The organism is Pseudomonas sp. TCU-HL1 (assembly GCF_001708505.1).
Classification (GTDB): Bacteria; Pseudomonadota; Gammaproteobacteria; order Pseudomonadales; family Pseudomonadaceae; genus Metapseudomonas.
Window position 1 is genome coordinate 4,153,462 of record NZ_CP015992.1, and the last position, 23,538, is coordinate 4,176,999.

A 23,538-nucleotide genomic window follows, 5' to 3' on the forward strand; every position below is an offset into this window, starting at 1 on the left:
ACATCCCATGACCAACGTCGATCACGTCGAAATTGCCAAGTTCGAGGCCCTCGCCCACCGCTGGTGGGACCGCGAGAGCGAATTCAAGCCACTGCACGACATCAACCCGCTGCGGGTCAACTGGATTGACGAGCGCGCCAGGCTGGCCGGCAAGAACGTGCTGGATGTCGGCTGCGGCGGCGGCATCCTCAGCGAGTCCATGGCCCAGCGCGGGGCCACGGTCACCGGCATCGACATGGGCGAAGCGCCGCTGGCAGTCGCCCAGCTTCACCAGCTGGAGTCGGGCGTTCCGGTGGAGTACCGCCGTATCACCGCCGAAGCCCTGGCCGCCGAAATGCCCGGCCAGTTCGACGTGGTGACCTGCATGGAAATGCTTGAACACGTTCCCGATCCGGCCTCGGTGATCCGCGCCTGCTACACCCTGGTCAAGCCGGGCGGACTGGTGTTCTTCTCCACCATCAACCGCAACCCCAAGGCCTACCTCTTCGCCATCGTCGGCGCCGAGTACATCATGGGCCTGCTGCCCCGCGGCACCCACGATTTCAAGAAATTCATCCGCCCGTCCGAGCTTGGCGCCTGGAGCCGTGCTGCAGGCCTCTCGGTGAAAGACATCATCGGCCTGACCTACAACCCGCTGACCAAGCACTACAAGCTGGAAGCCGACGTCGACGTCAACTACATGATCCACACCCTGCGCGAGGAGTGACCGCCATGCGACTTCAAGCGGTACTTTTCGATATGGACGGCACCCTGCTCGACTCGGCGCCGGATTTCATCGCCATATGCCAGGCCATGCGCACTGAACGTGGCCTGCCGCCCCAGGATGAGCAGGCGATCCGCGACGTGGTTTCCGGTGGCGCCCGCGCCATGGTCGCCACCGCCTTCGAGATGGACCCGGAATCGCCCGATTTCGAGCCGCTGCGCCTGGAATTCCTCGAGCGCTACCAGAGTCACTGCGCCGTACTCACCCGCCCCTTCGACGGCATCGACGAGTTGTTGGCGGACATCGAGCACGCCAAGCTGATCTGGGGCGTGGTCACCAACAAGCCGGTGCGCTACGCCGAACCCATCATGGAGCAGCTCGGCCTCGCCGGGCGCTCCGCCGTGCTGATCTGCCCCGACCATGTGAAGAACAGCAAGCCGGACCCGGAAATGCTGCTGCTGGCCTGCAGCAAGCTGAACCTGGACCCGGCCAGCGTGCTCTTCGTCGGTGACGACCTGCGCGACATCGAATCCGGCCGCGCCGCCGGCACCCGCACCGCCGCCGTCAGCTACGGCTACATCCATCCGAGCGACAACCCGGCGCATTGGGGCGCCGATGTCGTGGTCGACCACCCGCTTGAGCTGCGCGCCGTGCTCGACCGCGCGCTGTGCAGCTGCTGATACCGGCAGCGCCCCGAAGGAGATTCACATGTTCCAGTATTCCGCCCGCCCCGACCTGCTCAAGGATCGGGTCATCCTGATCACCGGTGCCGGTCGCGGCATCGGCGCCGCCGCCGCCAGGACGTTCGCCGCCCATGGCGCGACCGTATTGCTGCTGGGCAAGACCGAAGCCAGCCTGAACGCCGTCTATGACGAAATCGAAGCGGCCGGCCACCCGCAACCCGCCGTGATCCCGTTCAATCTGGAAACGGCCCAGCCGCACCAGTACGACGAGCTGGCGGCCACCCTGGAAGCCGAGTTCGGACGCATCGATGGCGTGCTGCACAACGCCTCCATTCTCGGCCCGCGCACGCCCATCGAGCAGCTCTCTGGCGACAACTTCATGCGTGTCATGCAGGTCAACGTCAACGCCATGTTCATGCTGACCAGCACCCTGCTGCCGCTGCTCAAGTTGTCCAGGGACGGTTCGGTGGTCTTCACATCCAGCAGCGTCGGCCGCAAGGGCCGTGCCTACTGGGGCGCCTATGCGGTGTCCAAGTTCGCCACCGAAGGCCTGATGCAGGTCCTGGCCGACGAAGTGGACGGCATTGCCAACGTACGCGCCAATAGCGTCAACCCTGGCGCCACCCGCACCAGCATGCGCGCCCAGGCCTATCCGGGCGAAAACCCCGAAAACAATCCGGAACCTGCCGAGATCATGCCGGTCTACCTCTATCTCATGGGGCCTGACAGCACGGGCGTGAACGGCCAGGCTTTCGACGCACAATGACCTCCCTTCGCGGCGGTCGCTCGACCGCCGCAGCCTCCGCCAGTTTTCCGGCAACCCCTCTGAGACCGGCATCACATTGCCATGATTTCGCCAGTAAGCCGGCAAAGGCTTGCCGCGCAACTCGGCAGTTAACCGCCAAGCAATTGAAATAAAAGCATTTTCCAGAACTACGAGCTCCTGGCACGAAAATAGCTCTATGCCTGGTGTCGTCGCATTTTGCGTCAGAGGTTCAACTCAATGGTTCCTCCCACCCAGACCAACACCATCGATTTCGACGCCGCCAAGCTGCAGCGCCTCGGCTTATCCGGCAAGCGCCCACCCAAGCTGCGCCCCCTCAGCCTGGCGGAGCTGCGCCGGCAACTGACCCTCCTGCTGCAGACCAGCCTGGAAGTGGAGCGTATCGTCAGCCTGTTCTTTGGCGAGGTGCAGCGCTTGGTTCCGCTCGATGCCCTGGCCTACCAGCACCAGAGCAGCGATCTGCACCTGGAATACGGCAGCCGCGCCAGCCATTCGGCGGGATACCGCCTGACCCACGAGGGCGAGTACCTGGGTGAACTGATCTTCCGCCGCAACCAGCGCTTCGACGAGCTCGAGCTGAACCAGCTGGAGTCCCTGCTCGCCGCCCTACTCTTCCCGCTGCGCAATGCCTTGCTCTACCGCACTGCAATCCAGAGCGCTCTGCGCGACCCGCTGACCGACACCGGCAACCGCATTGCCATGGAGCAGACCCTGCAGCGCGAAGTTGACCTGGCGCGACGCAACTTGCAGCCGTTGTCGGTGCTGATGCTGGACATCGACCACTTCAAGCGCATCAACGACGAATACGGCCACAGCACGGGCGACGAAGTATTGAAGGCTGTGGCGACGACGCTGAAGGCGCGCCTGCGCAACGTCGACATGGTGTTTCGCTTCGGCGGTGAAGAGTTCCTGGTGCTGCTTTCCGGCACCTGCCGCGAATCGGCAGCCTTGGTCGGCGAGCGCCTACGCATGGGCATCCTCGAACTGCAATGCCTGGTACAGGGCCGCCCGCTGGACCTGTCCATCAGCCTCGGCTGCGCAACCCTGCTGCCGGCGGAATCGGTGGAAAGCCTGCTGCGCCGCGCGGACAACGCCCTCTACGTAGCCAAGCGCGAAGGCCGTAACCGGCTGTCGATGGCAGGCTGACTGCGGCCCGCCCCTATCTGTGGGAGCGATTTCAATCGCGAATGAAAAAGAAGGGGCTCATATGAGCCCCTTCTTCATTTCGCCTTGAATCAGCGCTTGCGACCGAAACCCGGACGCTGGCCGTCACCACCTGCGGGGCCGCTGCGCTTGTGCTGCGGACGCTGGGGTTTGCGGGCCGGACGATCCGCCAACTCCACCGGCGGACGCTCGCCGTGGGATTTGGCCGGACGCTTCTTGTTCACATCACGCGGACGGTCGGCGACCGGCGTGCTACGCGGTGCGCGTGCTGGACGCTCATCGCCGTCACGTCGCGGCGCACGGGCCGGACGCTCACCGCCTTCGCTGCGCGGACCACGAGCGGGACGCTCATCACCGTCGCGACGCGGCGCGCGAGCCGGACGCTCATCGCCATCGCGGCGTGGAGCACGGGCCGGGCGTTCGCCACCTTCGCTGCGCGGACCACGCGCCGGACGCTCATCACCGTCGCGACGCGGCGCACGAGCAGGACGCTCGCTGCCTTCACTGCGCGGACCACGAGCCGGGCGCTCATCGCCCTCATGTCGCGGAGCGCGCGCACCGACCGGCTTGGCCGACTTGCGCTGCAGGCGGTCCAGCTTCTCGCGGAACTTGCCCTTCATCGCAGGCAGGGCCACCGGCTTGAGGCCGACTTCGGTGCTGATGATATCCACCTCGCCCTGGCTCATTTCGCGCCAACGACCCATGGTCAGGTCGGAGGTGATGAACACCGGGCCGAAGCGCACGCGCTTCAGGCGGCTGACCACCAGGCCCTGGGATTCCCAGAGGCGGCGCACTTCACGGTTGCGGCCTTCCATCACCACGCAGTGGTACCAATGGTTGAAGCCTTCACCGCCCGGCGCTTCCTTGATGTCGGTGAACTTCGCCGGACCGTCATCGAGCATCACGCCTTTCTTGAGGTTCTCCAGCATCTCCTCGGTGACTTCGCCGCGCACGCGCACGGCGTACTCGCGGTCCATCTCGTAGGAAGGGTGCATCAGGCGATTGGCCAGCTCACCGTCAGTGGTGAAGAGCAGCAAGCCAGTGGTGTTGATGTCCAGGCGACCGATGTTGATCCAGCGGCCTGCTTTCAGACGCGGCAGGCGCTCGAACACGGTCGGGCGACCTTCCGGATCGTCGCGGGTGCAGACTTCGCCTTCCGGCTTGTTGTAGATCAGCACGCGACGGACGCTTTCGACTTCTTCCTCGCGCTTGAGCAGGCGGCCATCGACGCTGATGGCGTCATGGCGGTCGACGCGCTGGCCCAGGGTGGCCGCTTCGCCGTTGACCTTCACCCGGCCTTCGGTAATCCAGGCCTCGATATCGCGGCGCGAGGCCAGCCCCATGCGGGCCAGGACCTTCTGCAGCTTCTCCCCTGCGGGGCTGTATTCGACTTCACTCATCTGGGCACCTCCCGGTGTAGCAGTAAAAGGCCGCGCATCATACGCGGCCGCTGGCACTCAGGCTAGTTGAGCAAAGCCCGCACGTCAGCCCGCTCGCTGACCGGCGGCGGTCAGTGCAGGGTTTCGTCCGGCAGCGACTCGTCGTCCTCTTCGGCGGCAACGGCCTCTTCTTCGTCGTCAGCGGCGAGCAGCAGATCATCGAAGTCGGTCTTGAGGCCCTCCTCCATGGTGTCCAGCTCGGCCAGCAGGGAGCGAAAACTGGTTTCCTCGCGCGGCTTGCCGGACAGCTCGGCATCCGCCCGCGCCTGCAACCCTTCGGGCACCGGCGCATCGCCGTCATCCAGCGCAAGCACCGGCTCGGGCTCCAGCTCGCGCAGGGCGGCCAGCGGCGGCAGCTCTTCCAAGCTCTTCAGGTTGAAGTGGTCGAGAAAAGCGCGTGTGGTCGCGAACATGGCCGGCTTGCCAGGCACATCGCGATAGCCGACAACCCGAATCCACTCCCGCTCCAGCAGCGTCTTGACAATCTGACTGTTGACCGCAACGCCACGAATGTCTTCGATCTCGCCACGGGTAATGGGTTGCCGATACGCCACCAGGGCCAAGGTTTCCAGCATGGCGCGCGAGTAGCGCTGCGGCCGCTCCTCCCAGAGCCGGCCAACCCAGGGCGAGAAGCGCTCGCGAATCTGCAGCCGGTAGCCGGAGGCGACCTCGCGCAACTCAAAGGCGCGGCCCGAGCAGCTACGCCCGAGGATGGCCAGGGCCGAACGGATCACCGACAGCTCAGGGCGCTCAGCCTCCTCGAAGAGTTCGGCCAAGCGCTCCAGCGACAGGGGCTTGCCGGACGCCAGGAGGAAGGCTTCCAGCAGCGACGCGAGCTCCTTGGGGTCGTTGAGGTTCATCTACTCAGCTCTGGCGCGAACGTGGATGGGGGCGAACGGCTCATTCTGCACCAGTTCCACCAGTTGCTCCTTGATCAGCTCCAGCACTGCCATGAAGGTGACCACGACGCCAAGGCGGCCTTCTTCGACCGTGAACAGCACGACGAAGGGCACGAAGGCCCCGCCCTTGAGCTTTTCCAGGACTTCGCTCATGCGCTCGCGGGTGGACAGCGCCTCACGGGTGACCTGATGGCTTTCGAACATATCCGCGCGGCGCAGCACCTCGGCCATGGACAGCAGGACCTCTTCCAGGGCGACGTCCGGCAGCAGCTTGCGCGCCCGCGCATCCGGCGCATCCACGCGCGGCACGATGAGGTCGCGCCCTACGCGAGGCAATTGATCGATACCCTCGGCAGCAGCCTTGAAGCGTTCGTACTCCTGGAGACGGCGGATCAGCTCGGCGCGCGGATCGTCTTCCTCCTCTTCCACCGCGTTCGAGCGCGGCAGCAGCATGCGCGACTTGATCTCGGCCAGCATGGCGGCCATCACCAGGTACTCGGCGGCCAGTTCCAGGCGTACCGACTTCATCAGCTCGACATAGGCCATGTACTGGTGGGTGATGGCGGCCACGGGGATATCGAGAATGTCGATGTTCTGCTTGCGGATCAGGTACAGCAGCAAGTCAAGAGGCCCCTCGAACGCTTCCAGGAAGACTTCCAGGGCATCCGGCGGGATATAGAGGTCTTGCGGCAGCTCGGTGACCGCCTGGCCGTAGACCAGGGCAAAAGGCAGCTCCTGCTGGGCGCCCGCCTGGGGATCCGGCGACTCGGATGGCGGCGTTTCGTGCATCTGTTCCTCTCGCTGCTCGGCCACCGCGGAGCCGCTCTCTGGGAATGGGCCTGCCGGAACGAGGCCGGTCGGCGGGAAAGCGGGCAAGTTAGCACCATGTGCCAAACTAAAAAAGTACGACGCAGCACCCTTTGTCAGGTCTGGAGCGCCAAGCTCAAGGAGGTTCACATGAAACTCTTAACCCTGATGTTCAGTGCCATCCTCATGCTCGCCTGCCTCAGCCTGGCGTCGGTGACTACGGCCCAGGCCGGCATGATCGGCACAGATGAAGCGGCCTCTGTCCAGCAACAATCGAACGATCACGCCAGAATCGATGCATTCCTCAGCAAGTCTGCCGTTCAGGACGAGATGCGCGCCATGGGCGTGGATGCCGCGACGGCCCGCGCCAGGGTCCAGGCCCTGACGCCCGCAGAGGCCGCTCAACTGGCGCAGAAGATCGATGCGCTACCGGCCGGCGGCAACATCAGCACTACCGACTTCATCATCATCCTGTTGGTGATCATTCTGGTAGCGATCCTGCTGTGAGCGCCGCCGTCAATCCTCATCGAGGAAGGGTTGCGGGTCCCCGCAGCCCACGCGCACCACCTCGGGCTTGCCTTCGGAGAGGTTGATCACCGTGGACGCGGCCAGGCCGCCATGGCCACCGTCGATGATCAGGTCCACCTGGTGTTCGAGAATCTGCCGCATCTCGTAGGGATCGCTCATGGGCAGTTCTTCGCCAGGCAGGATCAGGCTGGTACTCATGAGCGGCGCGCCCAGTTGCTCCAGCAAGGCCAGGGCGATGGGATGGTCAGGCACCCGCATGCCGATGGTTCGCCGTTTCGGGTGCATCAGCATGCGCGGCACTTCGCGGGTGGCGCTGAGGATGAAGGTGTAAGGCCCCGGTGTGTGGGCCTTGATCAGGCGGAACGCGGCGGTATCCACTTTGGCGAAGAGGCCGATCTCGGACAGATCCCGACATACCAGCGTGAAATTGTGCTTTTCATCGAGTCGGCGCAGGCGACGGATGCGCTCCACTGCACCCTTGTCGCCGATCAGGCAGCCCAGGGCGTACGACGAATCGGTGGGATAGACGATCACGCCCCCCGCCCTGATGATTTCCACGGCCTGCTTGATCAGGCGCGGCTGTGGATTCTCCGGGTGTACCTGGAAAAATTGACTCACGACATCTCCCTGTTCAGAGGGCAGCAGTAGGGCTGAGTGCATGGCGGAAGCGCCCCCAGATCGGCGGCAAGTCATCCGGCAAGGGTCGGTACATGCCCAGCTCCGACCAATCGCAGGGTGCATGGAAATCACTACCGGCACTGACCAGCATGCCGAACTCTCGCGCCAGCACAGCCAGGCTGCCGACCTGCTCCGCTGGCTGCAGGCCATTGACCACTTCCAGTGCGTGACCACCCGCCTGAATGAAGTCCGTCACCAGCTTGCGCCGCTTGGCGCCGGTGAAGTTGTACTGCCACGGGTGCGCCAAGCTGATCCAGGCGCCCGCCTCACGCAAGGTGCCGACCGCTTCGGCGAGGGCAGGCCAATGCTGCTTGACGTCCCCCAGCTTTCCAGCGCCCAACCATTTGCGAAACGCCTCGGCGCGGTCGCGAACATGGCCATTGCGGACCAAAAACTCCGCGAAGTGCGGGCGCGCTGGCGCGTTGCCGCTATCACCCAGTTCCTGCTGCACTGCCCGGGCACCTTCCAGGGCGCCAGGCATGCCTTTGGCCGCCAGGCGGCGGGCGATCTCCTCGGCCCGCGACCAGCGGCCACGATGAAGGTCGGCAATGGCCTGCAGCAACGCCGGAGCATCGGCAGCGAAGGCATAGCCGAGGACATGAATGGTGGCCCCGCCCCAGGTGCAGGAAAGCTCAATGCCGTTGATCAGCTGCATGTCCAGTGCAAGGGCTGCCTCACGGGCCTCGTCCAGGCCTTCCAGGGTGTCGTGGTCGGTCAGCGCCAGCAGGCGAACGCCGCGCTCATGGGCGCGGGCAACCAGGGCCGCGGGGGCCAGGGCACCGTCGGAGGCCGTACTGTGGCAATGCAGGTCGATCTGCATGGGGTCTGCTTTCGCTAGGGGAATGGTTTGTTATTATGCCGCCACATCCCGCTTCTGGCTGCCGCCGTGAAACAATTCATCGACTTCATCCCGCTGGTCCTCTTCTTCATCGTCTACAAACTGGAACCGCGCGCCATCGAGCTTGCCGGGCATACCTACATGCTAGGCGGTATTTTCAGCGCCACAGCAGTTCTGATCATCAGTTCCGTCATCGTCTATGGCGCGATCTTCCTGCTCCAGCGCCGCCTGGAAAAAGGCCAGTGGCTGACCCTGGCGGCCTGCCTGGTCTTCGGTGGTATGACCCTGGCGTTCCATAGCGAGACCTTCCTCAAGTGGAAAGCGCCCGTGGTGAATTGGCTCTTCGCCCTGGCCTTCGCCGGTAGCCACTTCATCGGCGACAAGCCGCTGATCCAACGCGTAATGGGCCATGCCCTGAGCCTGCCACAGGCCATCTGGGTACGCCTGAACCTGGCCTGGATCGCCTTCTTCCTCATCTGCGGCTTCGCCAACCTGTTCGTGGCGTTCACCTTCCACGAGTTCTGGGTGGACTTCAAAGTCTTCGGCAGCCTCGGCATGACCGTGCTCTTCCTGGTCGGCCAGGGCGTCTACCTGGCCCGTCACATCCATGACGGCGAACCCGAAAAGCCCCAACAATAAGGATTGCCATGCTCTACGCCATCATCGCCACCGACGTTGCCGGTTCCCTGGAAAACCGCCTCGCTGCCCGCCCTGCGCACCTCGCACGGCTGGAGCAACTGAAGGCCGAAGGCCGCATCGTGCTGGCCGGTCCGCACCCGGCAGTGGACAGCAACGATCCAGGCAGCGCCGGCTTCACCGGTAGCCTGATCGTCGCCGAATTCGAATCCCTCGAGGCGGCCAGGGCCTGGGCAGACGCCGATCCCTATCGCGCCGCCGGCGTCTACGCCGACGTCGTGGTCAAGCCGTTCAAGCAGGTATTCCCCTAAGTCAGCACCTCCAGCCGCCCCGCCAGGAAAAAGGAGTTCCCATGCACGTCGGTCAATTGCCCCTGCTGTTAACCGCCGCGCTGCTCTGCAGCCTGGCCCAGGCTGAAGAACCCCAACAACCGGCACCGATCGCGGTCGGTGAGCCCACAGTTGTGGAAGCCCCTTCTGTTCCTGCCGTGGCAAACGACGCGCTGGTGGCCCAGGTCAACCAGCTCCAGCGCAGACTGGCCGAGAGCGAACGCCAGCGCAGCGAGCTGAACACCCAGCTCGAAGCCGCCAGCGGCGAGCGGGAGAACGCCCAGCTCGCCCGTCTGCGCCAGGAAAACCAGCGCCTCAAATTGCAGCTCAAGGAAGCCCACGCCACGCAAGCACCGCGCCTGCTGAGCGAACAGCAAGCCTGGTTCGCAGTGGGCGGCGGCGTGGCCCTGCTCTCCCTCGTTACCGGCCTGGCCGCTCGTGGCGGACGCCGCCAGCGCCGTCAATGGATCAACTGACCCGTACCATGAGTGAACTGCTGCTAATCGACGACGACCAGGAGCTCTGCGAACTCCTGATCAGCTGGCTCAGCCAGGAAGGCTTCAGCGCTCGCGCCTGCCATGACGGCCATTCGGCTCGCACTGCCCTGGCAGAACATGCCCCTGCAGCCGTGGTGCTGGACGTGATGCTGCCCGATGGCAGCGGCCTCGAACTGCTCAAGCAGTTACGCAGCGACTACCCGGAACTGCCTGTACTGATGCTCTCCGCTCGCGGTGAACCTCTGGATCGCATCCTTGGCCTGGAACTGGGAGCCGACGACTACCTGGCCAAACCCTGCGACCCTCGCGAGCTCACCGCCCGCCTGCGTGCCGTGCTGCGCCGCAGCCAGCCGCCGCAGCCCTCCAGCCAGCTCGAACTGGGCGACCTCTGCTACAGCCCTGCGCGCGGCATCGTCACGGTCGGCAACCACGAAATCAGCCTGACCCTGTCCGAGGGCCGCCTGCTCGAAGCCCTGCTGCGCCAGCCCGGCGAACCGCTGGACAAACAACAGCTGGCGCAACTGGCCCTGGGCCGCAAGCTGACCCTTTACGACCGCAGCCTGGACATGCACGTCAGCAACCTGCGCAAGAAGCTCGGCCCTCACACGGACGGCCGCCCACGCATCCTGGCCCTGCGCAGTCGTGGCTATTACTACAGCGCGTAGGCAGGCGCCGTCTTTACCCAGGCTTTACGCACGACTGACTGCCCTTGACCTTGCCATCCCTAGACTGGGCACATCCGGCAACTGGCCGGAATCGAGACTAGGAGAACCACCATGCGCAAGACCCTCACCGCCCTGCTGCTCGCCGCTACCCTGCCGACCCTGGCCATGGCCATGCCGGAAGGCGGTCCGCGCCATGAGCGCGGTTTCGGTGGCCACATGTTCAAGGAGCTGAATCTCACCCAGGAACAGCGCCAGGAAATCGGCAAGCTGATGCGCGATCAGATGAAGTCCCGTCACGACATCACCGAACGTTACCTGGACAAGCTGCCGGCCGCCGAACGCAAGGCCATGCAAGACGAGCTCAAGGCCGCCGAAACCAAGAACCGCGACGCGATCCGCGCCCAGCTCAAGCCCGAGCAGCAGAAGACCTTCGACGAGATCCAGAAGAAGATGGAAGAACGCCGCGCCGAACGCGCCGAATTCGAAGCCTGGAAGGCCGAGAAAGACAAAAAGGCCCAGTAATCCCACGCGGCCCGACCGCACTGCACAACCCTGCCCATCAGGCTGTCCGGCCTGATGGGCTTTGCCGTTCAGGAGCAACCCGTGCGTTCACTCTTCTGGCGAATCCTGGCCACGCTCTGGCTGGCCCTGGCCCTGGTCGCCGGCCTGTCCATCCTGCTGGGCCGCGCGCTGAACCAGGATGCCTGGATCCTCAACCACCATCCTCGCCTCCAGGGCCTGGCCGAGCGCCTGGTGCAACGCTACGAGGAGCAGGGACGGCAGGACACCCAGCGCTATCTGGAGCACTTCCGCCACCGCGCGCGGATCGACGTACAGATCCTCAACGACACCGGCCAGCCCGTGGTCAAAGGTACCTTCCCACCGCGCGCCGCCGCCTTCGAAGCCCGCCACGACAACCCGCGCCGCCTGCCCTGGCGACGCCTCACCGAGGAGTTCACCAGCCCGTCGAGCGGCGACTCTTACCTGCTGATCTATCGCATCCCCTACCCCGAGCTGGACGCCTGGCACCGTGGCAGCCTGCTCTGGCCGATCAGCGCCCTGGGCATCGCCCTGGTGGTGCTTACGCTGTTCAGCCTGGCCCTGGCCCTCTCCATCACCCGCCCGCTCGACCGCCTGCGCCGGGCCGTACATGACCTCGGCCAGACAACCTATCAGCAGGACAGCCTGGCCCGCCTGGCGCGCCGGCGAGATGAACTGGGCGTACTGGCCGGCGACTTCAACCGCATGGGCCAGCGCCTGCAGGGCCTGATCGGCAGCCAGCGCCAACTTCTGCGCGACGTGTCCCACGAACTGCGTTCGCCACTGGCGCGGCTGCGCATCGCCCTGGCCCTGGCCGAGCGCGCCGAACCGCAGCAGCGTGAGGCGCTGTGGCCGCGGCTGGGCCAGGAGTGCGATCGGCTGGAGGCGCTGATCAGCGAGATTCTCGCCCTTGCCCGGCTCGACGCCGAACCCGGTGCCCGCCAGCCCATCGACCTGGGGGCGCTGCTGGACAAGTTGAAGGAGGATGCCCGGCTCCTCGCCCCGGAGCAGGAGGTGCGTATCGACTGCAACGGCGAGCCGAAACTGGACGGCTGGCCCGACATGCTGGAACGGGCGCTGGACAACCTGCTGCGCAACGCCCTGCGTTTCACCCCGCTGGGGCAGCCGATCGAAGTGACGGTGAAGGAAGGCAATGGCGGCCTGGAGCTGACGGTTCGCGATCACGGCCCCGGCGTTGCTCCCGAGTACCTGGCGCAGCTGGGCGAGCCCTTCTTCCGCGCGCCCAATCAGGCCGGTGCCGGCCATGGCCTGGGGCTGGCCATTGCCCGCCGGGCGGTGGAACGCCACGGCGGCAGCCTGCACCTGGGCAATCATCCCGAGGGCGGCTTCATCGCCACCCTGGAATTGCCCCTCGCACTGACGACCTGATCAGCCCCAGGCCTGGACGAAGTCCGCCGGAGCCAGCTCCGGCGCGGCGCGGCGTTCGCCTTCGACGCTGCCCAGATACAGGAAGCCGACAATGCGCTCCTGCTCGCTCAACCCCAGACCGGCAGCCACGGTGCGGTCATAGGCCAGCTCTCCGGTCCGCCAGATGGCCCCCAGCCCCTGGGCATGCGCGGCCAGCAGGATGCCGTGGGCGGCACAGCCGGCCGACAGCAACTGCTCCACCTCTGGCACCTTGTGGCCGGCCTGCAGGGTAGCGACCACCACCACCATCAGCGGCGCTCGCAACGGCATGTTGCGTGCTTTGGTGGTGACGGCTTCAGGTGCTTGCGGGTCCTTGGCCAGCGCAGCCGAGACGAACAACTCACCGAGCTTCGCGCGCGCCTCGCCCTCGATGGTGAGGAAGCGCCAGGGGCGCAGGTAGCCGTGATCCGGGGCGCGCAGGGCCGCGCGGAACAGCAGTTCACGCTGGGCGGCATCCGGCGCCGGCTCTTTCAGGCGAGCCAGGGATACGCGGTTGAGCAGAGCGTCGAGAGCCTCCATCGGGCACCTCCAGAAATCAGGGAGCCGGCATTCTAGCCGATAACGCGACTCAGTCTCGAAGCAGCTGGACCGTGACGCCCGCCAAACGCCTGCACCGCCCTGCACACTGCGTATATCGCGCATATCGCGGCGCTCAAAGGCCCAGTAGAATCGCCCGTTCGACTACCGCCCGTGAGAGTTCCATGTCACTGCCGACACTGCGCACCATCGGCTTCATCATCGGCCTTTTCCTCATCACGCTGGCGGTCAGCATGGTCATTCCCATGCTGACCCTGCTGATCTACGAGCGCACTGACGACATCTTCGCCTTTCTCTGGTCGAGCCTGATCACCTTCATCGCCGGCGTGGCGCTGGTAGCACCCGGTCGCCCCGAGCACGCTCACTTGCGTCCACGGGACATGTACATGCTGACCACGGCGAGCTGGGTCATCGTTTGCGGCTTCGCAGCCCTGCCCATGGTGCTGATCCAGCACATCAGCTACACCGACTCCTTCTTCGAAACCATGTCCGGCATCACCACCACCGGCTCTACGGTGCTCACCGGGCTGGACAGCGCTTCCCCAGGGCTGCTGATCTGGCGCTCGATGCTGCACTGGCTGGGCGGGATCGGCTTCATCGGCATGGCCGTCGCCATCCTGCCGCTGCTGCGAGTCGGCGGCATGCGCCTGTTCCAGACCGAATCCTCCGACTGGGGTGAGAAAGTCATGCCGCGCTCGCACATGGTGGCCAAGTACATCGTGCTGGTTTACACCGGGCTGACGGTGTTCGGCACCCTGGCCTTCTGGCTGGCCGGGATGACGCCTTTCGAGGCGGTCAACCATGCCATGTCGCTGATCTCCACCGGCGGTTTCTCGACGTCTGACTTGTCGCTGGCCAACTGGAAACAGCCGGCAGTGCACTGGGTAGCGGTGGTGATCATGATGCTCGGCAGCCTGCCCTTCACCTTGTTCGTCGCGACCATGCGCGGCAACCGGGCCGCCCTGTTGCGCGACCACCAGGTACACGGCTTCGTCGGTTTCCTGGTCATCACCTGGCTGCTGGTCGGCACCTGGCTCTGGGCCAATTCCGACAACGGCTGGTTCGACGCCGTACGCATCGTCGCGGTGAACGTTACGTCAGTGGTGACTACCACGGGCGTGGCACTCGGCGACTACACCCTGTGGGGCAGTTTCTCGGTGATGCTGTTCTTCTACCTGACGTTCATCGGCGGTTGCTCCGGGTCCACCGCCGGCGGCCTGAAAATCTTCCGCTTCCAGGTCGCGTGGCAACTGCTCAAGGCCAACCTGCAGCAGTTGGTGCACCCACGCGCAGTGATCAAGCAGCAGTACAACAACCACAACCTCGACGACGACATCGTCCGCTCGCTGATTACCTTCTCGTTCTTTTTCACCACCACCATCGCGGTGATCGCCCTCGGCCTCTGCCTGCTCGGCCTGGACTGGGTCACTGCCCTGACCGGCGCCGCCACTGCGGTGTGCAACGTAGGACCGGGCCTGGGGCCGATCATTGGCCCGGTGGGTAACTTCTCCACCCTGCCGGATTCGGCAAAATGGCTGCTCACGGTCGGCATGCTGCTGGGCCGTCTGGAGATCCTCACGGTGCTGGTGCTGTTCACGCCCAAGTTCTGGAAACACTGAAACTGGCGCCCATCCGGTTTACAGGGCGCCGGGCGCGGTTAGAATTGCGCCTTTCGCCCTCTGCCTGAAACGGACCCCATGGCCCTGCCGACCCTTCGCATCATCGGCTTCCTCAACGGCATCTTCCTGATTACCCTGGCGGTCAGCATGGTCATTCCCGTGCTGACCCTGGTGGTCTATGACCGCACCGGGGACATCAACGCCTTCATCTGGTCGAGCCTCGCCACGTTCATCGCCGGCCTCGCCCTGGTCATCCCCGGACGCCCGGATCATGTTCACCTGCGCCCGCGCGACATGTACCTGTTGACTGTTTCCAGCTGGATCATCGTCGGCATCTTCGCGGCCCTGCCCTTCCTGCTCACCCAGCGCATCAGTTACACCGACGCCTGGTTCGAGAGCATGTCGGGCATCACGGCCACCGGCGCCACCGTGCTCAGCGGGCTGGACAACATGTCGCCGGGCATCCTGATCTGGCGCTCGCTGCTGCACTGGCTGGGGGGCATCGGCTTCATCGGCATGGCCGTGGCGATCCTGCCGTTGCTGCGGATCGGCGGCATGCGCCTGTTCCAGACCGAATCATCCGACCGCTCGGACAAGGTCCTGCCGCGCTCGCATATAGTGGCCAAGTACATCGTCGCCATTTACATCGGCCTCAGCGCCCTCGGCGCCCTGGCGTTCTGGTTGGCGGGCATGAGCCCGTTCGACGCGATCAACCACGCCATGTCCGCCATTTCCACCGGGGGGTTCTCCACCTCCGACCAGTCCCTGGCCAAGTGGCAGCAGCCGGCGGTTCACTGGGTGGCGGTGGTGGTGATGATCCTCGGCAGCCTGCCCTTCATGCTTTACGTGACCGTGTTCCGCGGCCATCGCATGGCGCTGTTCAAGGATGAACAGGTACGCGGTTTCCTTGGCCTGCTGCTGGCGATCTGGCTGGTGCTCGGCACCTGGTACTGGCTGACGACCAACCTGCACTGGCTGGATGCCCTGCGCCACGTGGCGGTGAATACCACGTCGATCCTCACCACCACCGGCTTCGCCCTGGGTGACTACAGCCTGTGGGGCAACTTCTCGCTGATGCTGTTCTTCTACCTGGGCTTCGTCGGCGGCTGCTCCGGTTCCACGGCCGGCGGTATCAAGATCTTCCGCTTCCAGGTGGCCTACATCCTGCTCAAGGCCAACCTCAAGCAGTTGGTGCATCCACGGGCGGTGATCAAGCAGGTCTACAACGGCCATCGCCTGGACGATGACATCGTCCGCTCGATCCTGACCTTCTCCTTCTTCTTCACCATCATCATCTGCGCCATCGCCCTGGGCCTGTCACTGATGGGATTGGACTGGATCACCGCCCTCACTGGCGCCGCCGCCACGGTTTCCGGCGTCGGCCCCGGACTGGGCGAGATCATCGGCCCGGCCGGCAACTTCTCCAGCCTGCCGGATGGCGCCAAATGGCTGCTGACCCTCGGCATGCTGCTGGGCCGTCTGGAGATCCTGACCGTACTGGTGCTGCTGACGCCCTACTTCTGGCGGCATTGAGAAGGGAAGTCTCGATCAGTACCTGGGTGCGGAATTCATTCGCGACAAGGCCCCATATGGGCAGGCCTGTAGCCTGCTTCGCGATTGAAATCGCGCCTACAGAGAAGAATGCGGCGGGAATCAGCCCTCTTCCAACCGCGCGCGGTATTCCCCAGGCGTGCTGTCGAACCAGCGGCGGAAGGCGCGGAAGAAGTTGCTCGGATCGGCAAACCCCAACAGGTAGGCAATCTCCAGCAAGGTCAGGTTCACCTGCGCCAGGTACTGCTCGGCCAACTCGCGACGCGTGTCGTCGAGCAGTTGCTGGAAGCTCACCCCCTCCTCCTGCAAACGCCGCTGCAGGGTGCGCTGGGACAGGTGCATGGAGCTGGCCACCACTTCGCGCTTGGGTTCGCCCTGGGGCAGCAGGCGGCAGAGCACCTGGCGCACCTGATGGGTGACGCGGGTCCCGGAGAAGCGTGCCAGATAGTCGCCGGCGAAGCGATCATGCAGCTGCGCCAGCGACTCGTTGGCGGTGGGCAGCGAGACTTCCATGTCGGCGCGGCTGAACAGCAACGCGCAATGTTCGGCATTGAAACGCAGCGGCGCCTGGAAGACCTGGCGATAGGGCTCCAGGTCCACCGGCGCCGGCCCCTGGAAGCGAATTTCCAGCGGGTTGATCGGCCGCCCCGTCATCCAGCGGCAGAATGCCAGGCAATAAGCCATGGAAGCTTCCGCGCTCTGCCGGGCCGGCGGCAGTCGGTCACCATGGATCGACAGGCGCAGCTCGTAGCCTTCCGGCAGGGCGCAAAAACTGAGGTCGGCGCCTTCGGCGATGATTCGCTGATAACGCACCAGCCGCGTGAATCCCTCCTTGAGGCTGCGGCTGGACATCAGCGCGTAACCCACCACATGGAAGGACGCCGGGCGCACCACCTTGGCCATGTTCAGGCCGATGGCCGGATTGCCTGAGAGCTCCACGGCACGCAGCCAGAGGCGGGTCATGCCGTCCTGGGGGAAACGGGCGTCGGGATCGTTCAGGGCCTGGTAGTCGAGACCGAGTTCCGGAAACAGATTGCGGCAATCCACTCCGCCCATTTCCAGGGCCTGGACGATTCCAAGGGCCCAGCTCGAAGATGTCGTGCGTTCGCTCATGGCGCCTTCTTGTTCTGAGGTTCAAGACAGCCGCCAGCAGGGCTGGCGTGCCGGCAAGGATACTAAAGTGGCGCTCATTGTCACTGGCCCTCGGAGACTCCCGTCCTACACTGCTCCAGACAACAAGAACCTGGAGCCGCCACCATGCCTGTCGAGTCCGCCGACCGCTTCCACACCTTTGCCGAGTTCTATCCCTACTACCTGCAGGAACACAGCAACGACACCTGCCGCCGCCTCCACTACGTGGGCAGCGTGCTGGTGCTGGGCATCCTCGGTTACGCCCTGGCCACCCAGCAGTGGCTCTGGCTGCTGGCCATCCCGTTCGCCGGCTACGGCTTTGCCTGGGTTGGCCACTTCGTCTTCGAGAAGAACAAACCGGCCACCTTCAAGTACCCGCTCTACAGCTTCATGGGCGACTGGGTGATGCTCAAGGACGCCCTGACCGGCCGTATCCGCTTCTGACTTTCCGCACCCCGCAAGACCGGCGCCAGCTTCACCTTGGCCGCCGGTCCCGGGCTTGGTTATGATCCCGCACCAGCCAAAGCCGTGGCCCAGGACTTGCAGCGTTCAGCGAACGCCACAACCCGGCGTCAAGAAAGCACCAGGGACAGACCCAAGCCATGAAGCCCGCCATGCTCGACCCTTCCGCCGCGACGCCCGTGCTGCGCGAGTATTACTCCCGGGTACTGGCCTACATGGCCATTGCCGCCAGCATCGCCGCGGGTACCTACGTCCAGCACTTCAGCTTCGACATCCTCTGGATGGTTCCCTACGCCCTGCTCTACCCGCACCTGGCCCACCACCTGAGTTTGCGTTTCCCCGGACAGCGCACGGATCGCCTCTTGCTCGGAGTCGACACCTTCCATGCCGGCGCGACGGTCGCCCTGCTGGGCTTCTCGGTGGTCCCGGCCCTGATGGTCCTGCTGACCCTCAGCTTCAACGCCATGATCCTGGGTGGCCTGCGCCAGATGACGCTGGTACTGGCGGGGCTCCTGGTCAGTACGGCTGTGGCTGGCGTAGCGTTGCGGCCGGAGTTGAAGGGCGGCACCCCTGCCCTGGTCGCCCTGGTCAGCGTGCTGTTCACCACCCTTTACATCTGCATCACCGCCTTCTTCGTGCACCAGCAGGGCCTGCGCCTGGCCCAGGCTCGCAGCGAGATCAAGCGCGAACAGGAAAAGGCCGCCCGGCTGGCACGCAACCTCGCCAAATACCTGTCGCCCCAGGTCTGGGAAATGATCTTCAGCGGCAAGAAGAGCGTGCGCCTGGAAACCCAGCGCAAGAAGCTCAGCGTGTTCTTTTCCGACATCAAGGGCTTCACCGAGCTCTCCGAGGAGCTGGAAGCCGAGGCCTTGACCGACCTGCTCAACAACTACCTCAATGACATGTCGAAGATCGCCCTCAAGTACGGCGGCACCATCGACAAGTTCGTCGGCGACAGCGTCATGGTGTTCTTCGGCGACCCCAGCACCCAGGGTGCCAAGAAAGACGCCGTGGCGGCCGTGTCCATGGCGGTGGCTATGCGCAAGCACATGAAAGTCCTGCGCCAGCAGTGGCGCGCCCAAGGCATTACCAAGCCGCTGGAAATCCGCATGGGCATCAACACCGGCTATTGCACCGTGGGCAACTTCGGCGCCGACACCCGCATGGACTACACCATCATCGGCCGCGAAGTGAACCTGGCCAGCCGCCTGGAAACCGCCTCGGATGCCGGCGAGATCCTGATCTCCCACGAGACCTACTCGCTGGTTAAGGACGTGATCATGTGCCGCGACAAGGGCCAGATCAACGTCAAGGGTTTCACCCGGCCGGTACAGATCTACCAGGTGGTGGACTTCCGCCGCGACCTCGGTGCCGCCTCCAGCTATGTCGAGCACGAACTGCCCGGTTTCTCCATGTACCTGGATACCAACAGCATCCAGAACTACGACAAGGCCAAGGTCATCCAGGCCCTGCAACTGGCGGCCGAGAAGCTGCGGGACAAGATCATTCCCTGATTTGTGGGAGCGAATTCATTCGTTCCTACAAGGACAAGTGTTCCCGACGCAGCCTCAGCGTTCGACGGCCGGACTCAGCCCCACACACGGCTCGCCATCCAGCAACGGCTGACAGGCCAGGAACTCCAGGGCCGAGGCCCGCCAGGACAGGCGTGCCGCCCGTTCCGCACAGCGTTTGCGGTCCAGCTCAAGCGCCGCCAGGCAAGCGCGTTGCAGGTCTTCGTCCAGGCAGCCGGTAACGCCGGGTTCCAGCACATCCAAGGGTCCGGCCACCGGGAACGCCGCGACCGGCGTGCCGCATGCCAGGGCTTCGAGCATCACCAGGCCGTAGGTATCGGTCAGCGAGGGAAACACCAGGACGCTGGCCTGGGCGTAAAAGCGCGCCAGCTCCTCGCCCTGGCGGTAACCGAAGAAGCGCGCATCGGGATGGCGCGCCTCCAGCTCGCCGCGCAGCGGACCATCGCCCACCACCCACTTCTCCCCCGGCAGTTCCAGGTCGAGGAAGGCGTGCAGGTTCTTCTCCGTGGCCAGGCGACCGACGTAGATGAACACCGGCTGGCTTGGCTTCGGCAGCGCCAATGGGCGAAACAGCGCCGTATCCACCCCTTTGCGCCAGAGATTGAGCCAGACCAGCCCGTGGTTGGCGAAGGTTTCACGCATGCGCTCGGTCGTCACCAGCACCGCGCGGCTGGGGCGGTGGAACAGGCGCAGGAAGGCGTATCCCCACGACAGCGGCAGCCAGGGCCAGCGGCCATGAACATATTCGGGAAAACGGGTATGGATGGCACTGGAGAATGCCAGGCCGCGTTTGACCAGCCAGCGCCTTGCGGCCCAGCCGAGCGGGCCTTCGGTCGCCAGGTGCACGCAGTCGGGCCGGAAGGCTTCGATCATCGGACCGACCCGCCAGAGGTCCCAGGCCAGCGGGATTTCCGGATAGCTGGGGCAAGGCCGGCAGCGGAAACCCTGGGGCGAGAGCAGCAGCACCGAATGACCGAGCGCTTCGAGTTCAGTCACCAGCGATTGCAGGCTGGTAACCACACCATTCACCTGGGGCGACCAGGCATCCGTGACGATCAGAATCCTCATGCGGCCGGCTCGACCAGCTCCAGAGCACGGGCTTCCAGAGCTCGCGCCTGGGCATCGGCCAGGCGGTAAAGCTCGATGCTGCCGTCCCAATGCTCGATCAGCGCCGTGCAGGACTCCACCCAATCGCCGCAGTTGAGGTATTCCACCTCGCCCACCCTGCGGATTTCCGCGTGGTGGATGTGGCCGCAGACCACCCCATCCAGCCCGCGTTTGACGCATTCGTGGGCGATGGCTTCCTCGAAGTCGCTGATGAAGTTCACCGCCGACTTCACCTTGTGTTTGAGGTAGGCCGACAACGACCAGTAGCCATAGCCCCAGCGCTCGCGCCAGTGGTTGAGCCAGCGGTTGAGGGTCAGGGTGAACTCGTAGGCGGAGTCACCGAGGAAGGCCAGCCATTTGTGGTAGCGGGTGATTACATCGAACTGATCGCCGTGGATCACCAGCAGGCGGCGGCCGTCCGCGGTCTCGTGTACCTCCTCGTCCACCAGCTGGATGTTGCCCAGCATCAGCGCGGAATAGCGGCGCAGGAATTCATCGTGGTTGCCGGTGACATAGATCACCTCGGTGCCGCGCTTGCTCATGGTCAGCAGGCGGCGGATCACATTGGTGTGCGCCTGGGGCCAGTAGATACCGCCCCGCAGCTTCCAACCGTCGATGATGTCCCCAACCAGGTAGATGCGATCGGCGTGGTACTGCTTGAGGAAACGCGCCAGGCGCTCGGCCTGGCAGTCGCGGGTCCCCAGGTGGACGTCGGAAATCCACAAGGTACGCACGCGCTGCTTGCGGGGCTTGGTCTTGATGACGGGTTCCAGGCGTTCGACGCTGCTCATGGGCGACCTCCGGCGGGGTTTCGCCGATGGTGGGCCCACGCGGTGAATCGAGGATGAACGGCAGGTTGCAGGCCTGTGACAGCGCGCGCCATGCAACAGGGAGTAGAATGCCCGCTTGCTCCGAGGTGACCGCCATGCATTCGATCCTGTCCCTGCGCCAGTACAACCACGACCTGTTGGTCCACAGCCACAGCTACGCGCAGCTGGTGTTCGGCCTGACCGGCCGCCTGGACTTCGAGGTGGATGGCTGCGGTGCGCGGGTCGAGCGCCAGACCCTGGCCGTGGTGCCACCCGAGGCCCAGCACGCCTGCGGCAGCCCCGGCGGCAGCCTCTGCCTGGTGGTCGATGTGCCCGACGACGAGTGGCTGCGCCACACGCTGGGCCGGCACTTCGACGCCGGCCGGCGGCTGCTGGAACGCCCCGGCGCGTTGAACCTGAACCCGGCGCAGAGCCAACTGGTCAGTTGGATCGCCTCCAGCCCTTTGGCCGATGAAGTGATCTCCGGGCAATCCGCCGGGCTTCTGCTGGCCAGCCTGGCCGCTCCCGGTGTCCAGGCACAGGACAGCGGCGCCCTGCCCCTGGCGGCGCTGGACGCGCATATCGACCAGCATGCCGCCCGCCCCTTGCAGGTAGCCGACCTGGCCCGTCTCTGCGGGCTGTCAGTGGCGCGCTTCCACACCCGTTTCCTGGCTGAAACCGGGCAGACCCCCATGGATTACGTCCGCGCCCGACGCCTGCACCTCGGTCGCCAGCTAGTGCTGGAAAGCCGACTGGCCGTGGGCGACATCGCTGTCCGGGTCGGCTACAGCTCCCAGAGCGCCTTCACCGCCGCCCTCTCCCGCGAGTTCGGCGTTACCCCGCGCGCCCTGCGCAATGGCCACGAGTAGCGCGACAATCCCCGCGAGCCTGGCGACAGACAAGGCCGTTCGTCATCACTAGACTGGTGCGATCGTGATCAGGGAGAACCCTATGTCCACCATCGAATGGGACGACTTCGAGCGCGTTGAACTGCGCGTCGGCACCATCCTCACCGTCGCCCCCAATACCAAGGCGATCAAGCCGGCCTACGTGCTGGAAGTGGACCTGGGCGAACTCGGGGTGAAAACCTCCAGTGCCCAGATCACCGCCCATTACGAGGCGCAAGAGTTGGTCGGCCGCCAGGTACTCTGCGTCTGCAACTTCGCCACCAAGCGCATTGCCGGCATCCGTTCGGAAGTGCTGGTGACCGGCGTCCATGACGACGAAAACAAAGTGGTGCTGGCCAGCTTCGACAAACCGCTGCCCAATGGGGCGCGCCTGGCATGAAGGAACGCAATGCGCTGCTGGCGATCCACCTGGGGGCCCTGCTGTTCGGCCTTTCGGGCATCTTTGGCAAGCTCGCCAATACCGCGCCCATGATCATCACTTTCGGCCGCGGGCTGTTCGCGGTGATCGCCCTGGCACTCTTCGCCCAGCTCATCACCCGTGGCAAGAGCCCGAACCCCGGCCTGCGCCAGCTGGCCTTGCTGGCCCTCGGCGGCCTGTTGCTGGGCGCCCACTGGATCACCTTCTTCCATGCGGTGCAGGTGGGCGGCGTGGCGATCGCGACCCTCGGATTCGCCAGCTTTCCTGCCTTCACCTTGCTGCTGGAAGGCCTGCTGTTCCGCGAGCGCATCCGCACCCAGGAAATCATCATCGTCGCCCTGGTGAGCCTCGGCCTGGTGCTGGTGACCCCGAGCTTCGACTGGGGCAGCGCGGCTACCCAGGGTCTGCTTTCGGCCATTCTGTCCGGCCTGCTGTTCTCCCTGCTGTCGCTGCTGAACCGCGTCAGCGTGAGGGGGCTGGACCCGGTCAAGGCAGCGCTCTGTCAGAACCTCACCATCGTGCTCTGCCTGGCACCCTTCAGTTGGCCGCTGCTGCACGAGGTGAAACCGATGGATTGGTTCTGGATCGCCCTGCTCGGCGTTCTCTGCACTGGCCTCGCCCACAGCCTGTTCGTGGCCAGCCTCAAGGTGCTGAAGGCGCGCACCACCGCCGTGATCTTCGCCCTGGAGCCTGTCTATGGGATCGCCTTCGCCTGGTGGCTGTTCGACGAACAGCCCGGCCTGCGCATGTTGGCCGGTGGCGCGCTGATCATCTTTGCCATCGCCCTGTCGGCGAGGAAAGGCGCGGCGGCGGAAGCCAAGGTGGCGCCCGCAACCCCGTGAAATC

At 65.0% G+C, this 23,538-nt stretch carries 27 protein-coding genes; 18 read left to right on the forward strand and 9 right to left on the reverse strand.

What is annotated here, in order from left to right; genetic code table 11:
- The first annotated feature begins 7 nt into the window (after window positions 1–7).
- The 4 genes from ubiG to THL1_RS19230 all read left to right on the forward strand — a co-directional run bounded on the left by ubiG (window position 8) and on the right by THL1_RS19230 (window position 3,316).
- The gene (gene ubiG / locus THL1_RS19215; protein WP_069084716.1) at window positions 8–706 is read left to right on the forward strand and encodes a bifunctional 2-polyprenyl-6-hydroxyphenol methylase/3-demethylubiquinol 3-O-methyltransferase UbiG; all 699 of its coding nucleotides are present in this window, start codon (window positions 8–10) and stop codon (window positions 704–706) included.
- Window positions 703–1,383, forward strand: coding sequence for an N-acetylmuramic acid 6-phosphate phosphatase MupP (gene mupP / locus THL1_RS19220; protein ID WP_177343846.1), 681 nt, complete (start codon window positions 703–705; stop codon window positions 1,381–1,383). The genes ubiG and mupP overlap by 4 nt, the downstream gene beginning before the upstream one ends.
- Before the next feature lie 28 nt (window positions 1,384–1,411).
- Entirely contained in the window at window positions 1,412–2,152 is a 741-nt protein-coding gene (locus THL1_RS19225) for a YciK family oxidoreductase (RefSeq protein WP_069084718.1), read from the forward strand.
- Between the two features lie 237 nt (window positions 2,153–2,389).
- Entirely contained in the window at window positions 2,390–3,316 is a 927-nt protein-coding gene (locus tag THL1_RS19230; protein ID WP_069084719.1) for a GGDEF domain-containing protein, read from the forward strand.
- Between the two features lie 89 nt (window positions 3,317–3,405).
- On the opposite strand, the gene rluB is transcribed toward THL1_RS19230, so the two are convergent.
- From rluB to THL1_RS19245, 3 genes are all read right to left on the reverse strand, one after another.
- On the reverse strand, window positions 3,406–4,734 hold the full coding sequence (gene rluB, locus THL1_RS19235) for a 23S rRNA pseudouridine(2605) synthase RluB (RefSeq protein WP_069084720.1): 1,329 nt from the start codon (window positions 4,732–4,734) through the stop codon (window positions 3,406–3,408).
- 110 nt (window positions 4,735–4,844) lie between these two features.
- Window positions 4,845–5,633, reverse strand: a complete 789-nt coding sequence (gene scpB / locus THL1_RS19240; protein WP_069084721.1) for an SMC-Scp complex subunit ScpB — start codon at window positions 5,631–5,633, stop codon at window positions 4,845–4,847.
- Entirely contained in the window at window positions 5,634–6,332 is a 699-nt protein-coding gene (locus THL1_RS19245) for a segregation and condensation protein A (RefSeq protein WP_162493751.1), read from the reverse strand.
- Window positions 6,333–6,629: 297 nt separating this feature from the next.
- On the opposite strand from THL1_RS19245, the gene THL1_RS19250 reads away from it, so the two are divergent.
- Window positions 6,630–6,986, forward strand: a complete 357-nt coding sequence (locus tag THL1_RS19250) for a PA2779 family protein (protein WP_069084723.1) — start codon at window positions 6,630–6,632, stop codon at window positions 6,984–6,986.
- A gap of 9 nt (window positions 6,987–6,995) precedes the next feature.
- Here the strand turns inward: THL1_RS19250 and THL1_RS19255 are convergent, their stop codons facing one another.
- Entirely contained in the window at window positions 6,996–7,625 is a 630-nt protein-coding gene (locus tag THL1_RS19255) for an L-threonylcarbamoyladenylate synthase (protein ID WP_069084724.1), read from the reverse strand.
- Between the two features lie 13 nt (window positions 7,626–7,638).
- Window positions 7,639–8,505 carry a PHP domain-containing protein gene (locus THL1_RS19260; protein WP_069084725.1) on the reverse strand — a complete coding sequence of 289 codons (867 nt, stop codon included), beginning with the start codon at window positions 8,503–8,505 and terminating at the stop codon, window positions 7,639–7,641.
- Between the two features lie 66 nt (window positions 8,506–8,571).
- Here THL1_RS19260 and THL1_RS19265 point away from each other — a divergent pair, with 66 nt between their 5' ends.
- The 6 genes from THL1_RS19265 to THL1_RS19290 all read left to right on the forward strand — a co-directional run bounded on the left by THL1_RS19265 (window position 8,572) and on the right by THL1_RS19290 (window position 12,579).
- Entirely contained in the window at window positions 8,572–9,162 is a 591-nt protein-coding gene (locus tag THL1_RS19265) for a septation protein A (RefSeq protein ID WP_069084726.1), read from the forward strand.
- Between the two features lie 8 nt (window positions 9,163–9,170).
- The gene (locus THL1_RS19270) at window positions 9,171–9,470 is read left to right on the forward strand and encodes a YciI family protein (RefSeq protein WP_069084727.1); all 300 of its coding nucleotides are present in this window, start codon (window positions 9,171–9,173) and stop codon (window positions 9,468–9,470) included.
- A gap of 41 nt (window positions 9,471–9,511) precedes the next feature.
- Window positions 9,512–9,964 carry a hypothetical protein gene (locus tag THL1_RS19275; RefSeq protein ID WP_069084728.1) on the forward strand — a complete coding sequence of 151 codons (453 nt, stop codon included), beginning with the start codon at window positions 9,512–9,514 and terminating at the stop codon, window positions 9,962–9,964.
- 8 nt (window positions 9,965–9,972) lie between these two features.
- Window positions 9,973–10,650, forward strand: a complete 678-nt coding sequence (locus THL1_RS19280; protein WP_069084729.1) for a response regulator transcription factor — start codon at window positions 9,973–9,975, stop codon at window positions 10,648–10,650.
- Between the two features lie 111 nt (window positions 10,651–10,761).
- The gene (locus THL1_RS19285) at window positions 10,762–11,172 is read left to right on the forward strand and encodes a Spy/CpxP family protein refolding chaperone (protein WP_069084730.1); all 411 of its coding nucleotides are present in this window, start codon (window positions 10,762–10,764) and stop codon (window positions 11,170–11,172) included.
- Window positions 11,173–11,253: 81 nt separating this feature from the next.
- Entirely contained in the window at window positions 11,254–12,579 is a 1,326-nt protein-coding gene (locus THL1_RS19290) for a sensor histidine kinase (RefSeq protein WP_069084731.1), read from the forward strand.
- Here the strand turns inward: THL1_RS19290 and THL1_RS19295 are convergent, their stop codons facing one another.
- Entirely contained in the window at window positions 12,580–13,137 is a 558-nt protein-coding gene (locus THL1_RS19295; RefSeq protein WP_069084732.1) for a nitroreductase family protein, read from the reverse strand. It lies immediately after the preceding gene.
- A 182-nt stretch (window positions 13,138–13,319) separates the two neighbouring features.
- On the opposite strand from THL1_RS19295, the gene THL1_RS19300 reads away from it, so the two are divergent.
- Both THL1_RS19300 and THL1_RS19305 read left to right on the forward strand, forming a co-directional pair.
- Window positions 13,320–14,774, forward strand: coding sequence for a TrkH family potassium uptake protein (locus tag THL1_RS19300; RefSeq protein WP_069084733.1), 1,455 nt, complete (start codon window positions 13,320–13,322; stop codon window positions 14,772–14,774).
- Between the two features lie 78 nt (window positions 14,775–14,852).
- Complete coding sequence (locus tag THL1_RS19305; protein ID WP_069084734.1) at window positions 14,853–16,307, forward strand: TrkH family potassium uptake protein; 1,455 nt, start codon at window positions 14,853–14,855, stop codon at window positions 16,305–16,307.
- Window positions 16,308–16,427: 120 nt separating this feature from the next.
- On the opposite strand, the gene THL1_RS19310 is transcribed toward THL1_RS19305, so the two are convergent.
- Entirely contained in the window at window positions 16,428–17,438 is a 1,011-nt protein-coding gene (locus THL1_RS19310) for an AraC family transcriptional regulator (RefSeq protein WP_069084735.1), read from the reverse strand.
- Window positions 17,439–17,582: 144 nt separating this feature from the next.
- Here THL1_RS19310 and THL1_RS19315 point away from each other — a divergent pair, with 144 nt between their 5' ends.
- Both THL1_RS19315 and THL1_RS19320 read left to right on the forward strand, forming a co-directional pair.
- Window positions 17,583–17,900 carry an Mpo1-like protein gene (locus tag THL1_RS19315; protein WP_069084736.1) on the forward strand — a complete coding sequence of 106 codons (318 nt, stop codon included), beginning with the start codon at window positions 17,583–17,585 and terminating at the stop codon, window positions 17,898–17,900.
- A gap of 158 nt (window positions 17,901–18,058) precedes the next feature.
- Complete coding sequence (locus THL1_RS19320) at window positions 18,059–19,432, forward strand: adenylate/guanylate cyclase domain-containing protein (protein ID WP_069084737.1); 1,374 nt, start codon at window positions 18,059–18,061, stop codon at window positions 19,430–19,432.
- A 54-nt stretch (window positions 19,433–19,486) separates the two neighbouring features.
- On the opposite strand, the gene THL1_RS19325 is transcribed toward THL1_RS19320, so the two are convergent.
- Entirely contained in the window at window positions 19,487–20,518 is a 1,032-nt protein-coding gene (locus THL1_RS19325) for a glycosyltransferase family 4 protein (protein WP_069084738.1), read from the reverse strand.
- Window positions 20,515–21,348 carry a UDP-2,3-diacylglucosamine diphosphatase gene (locus THL1_RS19330; RefSeq protein ID WP_069084739.1) on the reverse strand — a complete coding sequence of 278 codons (834 nt, stop codon included), beginning with the start codon at window positions 21,346–21,348 and terminating at the stop codon, window positions 20,515–20,517. The genes THL1_RS19325 and THL1_RS19330 overlap by 4 nt, the downstream gene beginning before the upstream one ends.
- A 134-nt stretch (window positions 21,349–21,482) precedes the next feature.
- Between THL1_RS19330 and THL1_RS19335 the strand changes: the two genes are divergently transcribed.
- The 3 genes from THL1_RS19335 to THL1_RS19345 all read left to right on the forward strand — a co-directional run bounded on the left by THL1_RS19335 (window position 21,483) and on the right by THL1_RS19345 (window position 23,534).
- Entirely contained in the window at window positions 21,483–22,235 is a 753-nt protein-coding gene (locus THL1_RS19335) for an AraC family transcriptional regulator (RefSeq protein WP_069086570.1), read from the forward strand.
- A gap of 82 nt (window positions 22,236–22,317) precedes the next feature.
- The gene (locus THL1_RS19340; RefSeq protein WP_069084740.1) at window positions 22,318–22,653 is read left to right on the forward strand and encodes a tRNA-binding protein; all 336 of its coding nucleotides are present in this window, start codon (window positions 22,318–22,320) and stop codon (window positions 22,651–22,653) included.
- Window positions 22,650–23,534: a DMT family transporter gene (locus THL1_RS19345; RefSeq protein ID WP_069084741.1), complete on the forward strand. Its 885-nt coding sequence runs from the start codon at window positions 22,650–22,652 to the stop codon at window positions 23,532–23,534. The genes THL1_RS19340 and THL1_RS19345 overlap by 4 nt, the downstream gene beginning before the upstream one ends.
- Window positions 23,535–23,538 lie beyond the last annotated feature (4 nt).